Here is a 7,035-nt window from a genome sequence, read left to right as displayed (position 1 = left end):
GCCCGAGGGCGGGGACAAGGGTTTTCCCCGTATCGAGTTCATCCCGGCTTTGCCTACTGTCTGCCCACCGGCGATCACTTCCGGCCGTGACCGTTCATCCGCCACCCCCACACGGCGGGAACGTGCGACGGCCCGGGAGGGATCCCGGAACCGCTGTTGCCCCGAGCCGCCGCCGCGGCACGGGGCGACGTGGCGAGCGGCGGCGACCGGAGCCCGTCCCCGGTCCCGCCGCCGCCCGTGGCGGCGCCACCTCCCACAGCGCACCAACCGGCCGTTCCGGCCTGCCCGGAACGCCGCGAAAGGGAACAAACGTGCACGCACCCAGACGAAGGCTCATATCCGTGGTGGCCATCTCCGCCGCCCTGCTCGGCGGCATGGCCACCAGCGCCGCGGCCGTGGTCCAGCCGGTCGTGGAGCCCGCGCCGGCCGCGAACGTGCAGCAGCCGGCCGCACCGGTCCAGAACCTGATCGTCGGTTACAAGGCGTCCGCCTCCGAGGCCACGTCCAACTCCGCCGCGGCCACCGACGCCCAGGCGAAGGGCAAGAAGGCCGGCAAGGGTGTCTCCTTCGAGCGCCGCCTCGGCACCGGCGCGGCCCTCGTGGGCCTCGGCGGCACCACCGCCCCGGCCGACGCCGCCAAGGTCATGGCCCAGTTCAAGGCCGACCCGGACGTCGCCTACGTCGAGCCGGACACCCGCGCGTACGCGATGGCCACCCCGAACGACACCGAGTACGCCAAGCAGTGGGACCTCTTCGAGGCCACCGCCGGCATGAACGTCCCGGCCGCCTGGGACACCACCACCGGCAACGGCGTCACCGTCGCGGTCATCGACACCGGCTACGTCGCCCACTCGGACCTCGCCGCGAACATCGTGCCGGGCTACGACTTCATCTCCGACAGCACCTACGCCCGGGACGGCAACGGCCGCGACAACAACCCGGCCGACCAGGGCGACTGGTCCGCGGCCGGCGAGTGCGGCGTCGGCTCCAAGGCCAGCGACTCCTCCTGGCACGGCACCCACGTGGCCGGCACCATCGCCGCCGCCACCAACAACGGCAAGGGCGTCGCCGGCATCGCGTACGGCGCCAAGATCCAGCCGGTGCGCGTGCTCGGCAAGTGCGGTGGCTCCACCTCGGACATCGTGGACGCCATCACCTGGGCCTCGGGCGGCTCCGTCGCGGGCATCCCGGCCAACCCCACCCCGGCCAAGGTCATCAACATGAGCCTCGGCGGCTCGGGCACCTGCGGCACCAGCTACCAGAACGCCATCAACGCGGCCGTCTCCCGCGGCACCACCGTCGTGGTCGCGGCCGGCAACAGCAACGCGGACGCCGCCAACTTCTCGCCGGCGAGCTGCAACAACGTCATCACCGTGGCGGCCACCAACCGCACCGGCGACCGGTCGTACTACTCCAACTACGGCGCGACCGTCGACATCGCGGCGCCGGGCGGTGAGACCCGCCGTGCCACCGACACGCCCGGCACCGTCACCACCCCCGAGAACGCCATCCTCTCGACGCTGAACACCGGCACCACCACCCCCGGTTCCGAGACGTACAAGCCCTACCAGGGCACCAGCATGGCCGCCCCGCACATCGCGGGTCTCGCCGCGCTGCTGAAGTCGGCGAACTCCTCGCTGACCCCGGCCCAGATCGAGTCCGCGATCAAGACCAACGCGCGTCCGCTGGCCGGCACCTGCACCGGCGGCTGCGGCGCGGGCCTGGCCGACGCGGCCAAGACCGTCGCGGCCGTGGTCTCCGGCCCGGTCACCGCGTACGAGAACACCAACGACGTGGCGATCCCGGACAACGGCGGCGCCGTGTCCTCCTCGATCATCGTCTCCGGCCGCACCGGCAACGCCCCGGCGGCCCTGAAGGTCAACGTCGACATCAAGCACAGCTACCGCGGTGACCTGGTGATCGACCTGGTGGGCCCGAACGGTGCCACCAAGCGCCTGCTGAACTCCTCCAGCGACAGCGCCGACAACGTGATCACCACCTTCACCGTCGACGCCTCCGCCTGGCCGGCGAACGGCACCTGGCAGCTGCGGGTCCAGGACACCGCCGCCGCCGACACCGGGTACATCGACTCCTGGAGCCTCGGCTTCTAAGGACCGCTCCCCGGCCGTCGGCCCCCGGGCCGACCCCTGATCCGCCACCCCCCACAAAGGTCCGGACCATCGAGTCTCGGCGTCCGGACCAACTCCGCCTGTGGGCCTGCCGGTACCATCCGTACCGGCGGGCCCACAGGTGTGTCCGGGGCCGGCACTGATTTCTGCGTCACAGACCGGGTACGCCGCGCGGCCGACCTCGTATCCTCACGCTCACAGGAACGGCACAGGGACGAGGGCGCGGGAAAGGCGGGTGGCTGTGCGTGGGGGCGACGGGCAACGCTGACGCGACCGTCGGGCACGGAGAACTGGTCGAGGCGGTCGACCGCGCGCTCACCGCCCGCGGCCGGGCCCTCGTCACCGGGCCCGCCGGCGCCGGCAAGACCGCCGTGGCCGCGGCCGTCGCGGCCACCGCCGAGGCCCGCGGGGAGACCGTGCTGCGGCTCGCGCCGGAACCCGTGGACCGCTGGATCCCCGAGGCCTCGGCCGCGGCCCTGTTGTGCTCCGTACCCCCCGCCGCCCTGTGCGCCCTGGCCGGACCCCAGCGCAGCGCCATCGCCGTGCTGCGCCGCGAGGCCGACGCGCCGCGCGAGGGCCGCGACCACGTCGCCCTGCGCCTGGCCGTCGCCGAGGTGCTGCGCACCCTCGCCGCCTCCGCGCCCGTGCTGATCGTGCTGGACAACGCCCAGTGGCTGGACGCCGAGAGCACCGACCTGCTCCGCTTCGCCCTGCGCCTGACCCCGCCCGGGGTCCGGCTGCTGGTGGCCGAGTGCGTGCAGGGCGGCGCCCCGGTCGGCGAGTCCCTGTGCGGCCCGGGCACCACGGCCGTACGGGTGCCCCCGCTCGGCGCCGACGAACTGGCCGAGCTCCTGGTCCGCCACGGCCTGCCCGCCCGGCTGGCCGGCCGGATCCACCAGGCCAGCGGCGGCAACCCACGGCTCGCGCTGGCGCTCGGCCACTCGCTCGCCGAGGCCGCCCGGGCCGGCCGGGCGCACCACGCCGACGCCCTGCCCGTCTCCGGCCAGGCCCGGGAGGTGGCCCGCAGACTGCTCGGCGAGGCCCCGGCCCGCGCCCACCGCACCCTGCTCGTGGCCGCGCTCGCCACCCGGCCCACCACGGCGCTGCTGCGCCGGGCCGGACGCCCGGACGCCGAGGCGGAACTGGCCGCCGCCGAGCGGGCCGCGCTGGTCACGGTCGCCGAGGACGGCGCGGTGGAGTTCACCGCCGGCGCACTGCGCGCGGCCCTGGCCGCCGACGCCGGCTGGTCCGAACGGGCCGCCGCGCACGCCGCCCTGGCCGGGGCCGTCGACGACCCGGTGGAGGCCGTACGACACCGGGCCCTGGCCGTGGACACCCCCGACGAGGCGCTCGCCGCCGAGGTCACCGGGGCCGCGGCCGCCTGCCGCCGGCGCGGCAACCGGGCGCTGGCCGCCGAGCTCGGGCTGCTGGCCGCCGACCGGACCCCGGTGGACCGCCCGGCCGAGGCGCTGGCCCGGCTGGTGGCCGCGGCCGAGGACGCCGGCTGGTCCGGACGGGCCGACCTGGCCCGCCGGGCGGCCCGGGCGGTGCTGGCCCGCGACGCCTCCCCCGCCGACCGGGTCCGGGCCCGGCTCGCCGTCATCGACGCCGCCGGGCAGGCCCTCGCCGACCTCGACGAAACCTTTGCGCACGCCCTGTCCGACGCCGCCGGGGACCCCGCGCTCCAGGCCGCGGTCCAGCTCCGGATCGCCACCAAGCTCAACCTGAGCGACGGGGACCCGGTGCGCTCCCGGGACGCCGCCGCCGAGGCCGGGGCGCTCGCCGCGACCGGCGGGGACCAGGTGGCCGAGGCCATGGCCCTGACCGTCCGGGCCCGGATGGGCCGCATCCTCGGCGATCCGGAGGCCGAGGACATCCTGGCGGAGGCCCTGGCGCTGCCCGCCCCGGAGGTGCCGCTCGGGATGCGGCACGCGCCGCAGTACCTGGCGGTGCGGCACGCCCTGTTCGACGACCGGCTGGCCGACGCCCGCGCCCAGCTGCTGGTGCTGCTGCCGGCGGCGGAGCGCACCGGCTCGGCCGAGGACGTCTTCGAGGTGCTGCGCAGCTTCACCGAGGTGGAACTGCGCAGCGGCCGGTGCGCGGCGGGCGCCGCGCACGCCCGGCGGGCCCTGGACCTGACCATCGAGGCCGGTCTGTCGCCCGGGCCCGCCTGGTACGTGATGGCCATGGCCGAGTCCATGGGCGGCTCCTTCGCCCGGGCGGCCGGGTACGCCCGGCGCGGGGTGCAGGCCTCGCAGGAGGAGCAGGACCAGGTGTTCCTCTCCCGCAGCCTGTACGCGCTGGGGCTGGTCGAACTGGCCACCGGGGAGACCGTACGGGCCGTGGCGACGCTGCGCCGGGTCGCCGAACTGGAGGCCGCGCAGCAGGTGGTGGACCCGTCGGTGCTGCGCTGGCACGGGGAACTGGCCGAGGCCCTCGTCGCGGCCGACGCGCCCGGCGAGGCGGCGACGCTGCTGGCCACGGTCCGTACGGTGGCCGAGGACCTGCGCCGCGTCTCGGTGACGGCCGCGCTGGACCGGGCCGAGGGGCTGCTGCGGTCCGCGACCGGCGAGGCCGAGGCGGGGGTGGCCCTGCTGCACCGGACGGTGGAGCGGTTCGAGGCGCTGGACCTGCCGCTGGAGCGGGCCCGTACGCTGCTGGCCCTGGCCCGGGTGGAGCGGCGCCGCCGGCGCCGCGCCCCGGCCCGGGCCGCCCTGCAGGAGGCGGCCGCGGTGTTCGACCGGGCGGGGGCCACGCCGTGGGCGGCGCTGGCCCGCGAGACCCCGGCGGCCGGGGCGGTGCCCCGGCCGGGGCCGACGGGGGTGACGGGGCTGCTGACCGAGGCGGAGGCCAGGCTCGCGGTCCTGGTGAGCCAGGGGGCGAGCAACCAGGAGGCGGCGGACAAGCTGTTCGTCAGCGTCAAGACGGTCGAGGCCCGGCTGACCCGGATCTACCAGAAGCTCGACGTGCGTTCCCGGGCGCAGCTGGCTACGGCCCTGCGGGGCGGCTGACGTCCCAGGGGTCCGCCCCGGGCGCTGCCACGGAGTGCACCCGGGCCAGGACCAGGACGGTGTCGTCGGTGGGGGCGTCGGGCAGCATCCGGCCGATGACGGCGTCGGCCATCTCCTCCAGCCCGCCCGTGGCCCCGGCGAGCGCGGTGCGCAGGGCGGTGATGCCCGCGTCGATGTCCTGGTCCCGGGACTCCACCAGACCGTCGGTGTAGAGGGCGAGGACGGAGCCGTCCGTGAGGTGGATCCCGGTCGTCCGGAACGGTACCCCGCCGACCCCGAGCGGCACGCCGAGGACCTCGTCCACGCTGTCGACCGTGCCGTCCGGCCGGCGGACCAGCGGGGGCGGATGGCCGGCGCCGGCGATCCGGGCGTGGCCGGTGGCAGGGTCGTGGAGGAGGTAGCAGCAGGTGGCCAGTTCGATGCCGGCCTCGCGGGCACAGCCGTCGAGTTCGGTGAGCAGCCGGTCCGGCTCCATCCCGATCCGGGCGAGCGCCTTGGTGGTGATGCGCAGCCGGCCCATGGCCGCGGCGGCCGGGACGCCGTGGCCCATCACGTCGCCGACCACCAGCGCGACCCGTCCGCCGGGCACGGCGATGACGTCGTACCAGTCGCCGCCGACCTCGGTCACCCGGCTGCCGGGGAAGTAGCGGTGGGCGACCTCCAGATGGGGGCACTGGGCGACGGCGCTGGGCAGCAGGGCCCGCTGGAAGGTGAGCGCGATGTCCTGGACCGTGCTGTACAGCCGGGCGTTGTCGAGGCAGACGGCCGCGCGGGAGGTCAGCTCGCCGGCCAGGGACAGGTCCTGCTCGGTGAAGGCGGGGCGGGCCGCGGACCGGCCGAACATGGCGATGCCCTGGACGGTGCCGCGGGCGATCAGCGGAGCGATCATCAGCCGGACCACCCCGCTCTCGGCGAGGATCCGGGCGCGGCCCGCGTCGAGCACGGTCCGGGTGAAGAACTCCTCGTCCACGTCGAACAGGACGGGCCGGCCGGTCTCCAGGGCCTGGTGGACGGTGGAGCCCGGGGGGTAGGTCACCCGCTCCCGGCCGGCGACGAGTTCGGGGGCCGGCGGGGGCAGGACGGTGCCGGCGGCGATCCGGTGGGTGCGCAGCGGCAGGTCCGGGCGGAAGTCCTCGGTCTCGTCCAGCCACTCCACGGTCTCCACGACGGCGCCGTCGCAGAAGTCCGGGACCAGGGAGTCGACCAGTTCGGCGGCGGTGACCCGGACGTCCAGGGTGGTGCCGATCCGGGCGGCGGCCCGGTCCAGCAGGGCGAGCCGCTGCCGGTGGGCGCTGGCCTCGACCAGGGCCCGTTCCCGGTCGGTGACGTCGATCAGGACGCCGCCCAGCCCGGGCCGGGTGCCGACGGCACCGGTCAGCGGGAAGAAGCTGACCGAGCGGACCTGGTCCCGGTCGGGCCGGCCGGGGGTGCGCAGGCCCACCAGGGCGCCGACGACCGGGCGGCCGCCCTCGGCCACGGCCCGCAGCATCCGCTCGTACTCGCCGCCGTCCTGGGTGAGCAGGAAGTCACCGACCCCGCGGCCGAGATGCTCCTCGACGGAGGCGCCGTCCATGTCGGCCAGGGCCTGGTTGACGTGGACGTAGCGCAGGTCCTCGTCGAGCATGGCCAGGCCCGCGGGGCAGGTCTTGAACAGGGCGTCGAGGAACACGAGGTTGTTCTTGACCCGGTCCAGTTCCTCGCTCCGGCTGGACAGGCCGAGGACCGTGCCGCCGCCTGCGGCCTCGGAGACCGGGAAGACCCGGAAGCCGCAGTCGAACACGGTGCCGTCGCGGTGCCGGACCGGCAGTCTGGCCCGCCAGTAGCCCCGCTCGCGGGCGTGGGCGGCGAGCTGGGCCGCCGGGCCGGGGGTGCCGGGCGGCGGGTCGGGGAAGAGC

The 7,035-nt window shown here is 76.0% G+C and carries 3 protein-coding genes; 2 read left to right on the top strand and 1 reads right to left on the bottom strand.

The features are described 5' to 3' along the window. The first annotated feature begins 374 nt into the window (after positions 1 to 374). Both EF918_RS30120 and EF918_RS30115 read left to right on the top strand, forming a co-directional pair. Positions 375 to 2,111 (top strand): S8 family serine peptidase, encoded by a 1,737-nt coding sequence (locus EF918_RS30120; RefSeq protein WP_125652099.1) that lies wholly within the window; start codon positions 375 to 377, stop codon positions 2,109 to 2,111. Positions 2,112 to 2,374: 263 nt separating this feature from the next. Continuing rightward, entirely contained in the window at positions 2,375 to 5,140 is a 2,766-nt protein-coding gene (locus EF918_RS30115; RefSeq protein ID WP_185921986.1) for an AAA family ATPase, read from the top strand. On the opposite strand, the gene EF918_RS30110 is transcribed toward EF918_RS30115, so the two are convergent. Next, positions 5,118 to 7,035, bottom strand: a 1,918-nt coding sequence (locus tag EF918_RS30110) for a SpoIIE family protein phosphatase (protein ID WP_125652097.1), incomplete at its 5' end; no start/stop codon positions are given. The genes EF918_RS30115 and EF918_RS30110 overlap by 23 nt on opposite strands.

The organism is Streptomyces sp. WAC06614 (assembly GCF_003949795.1).
Taxonomy (GTDB): domain Bacteria; phylum Actinomycetota; class Actinomycetes; order Streptomycetales; family Streptomycetaceae; genus Streptomyces.
The sequence above is the reverse complement of the archived record's forward strand: the minus strand, read 5'-3'. Positions and strand labels throughout refer to the sequence as shown.

Bases quoted from the DNA above. Each gene is read 5' to 3' on its own strand.
- EF918_RS30120 (WP_125652099.1), top strand. From the start codon at position 375: ATGGCCACCAGCGCCGCGGCCGTGGTCCAGCCGGTCGTGGAGCCCGCG.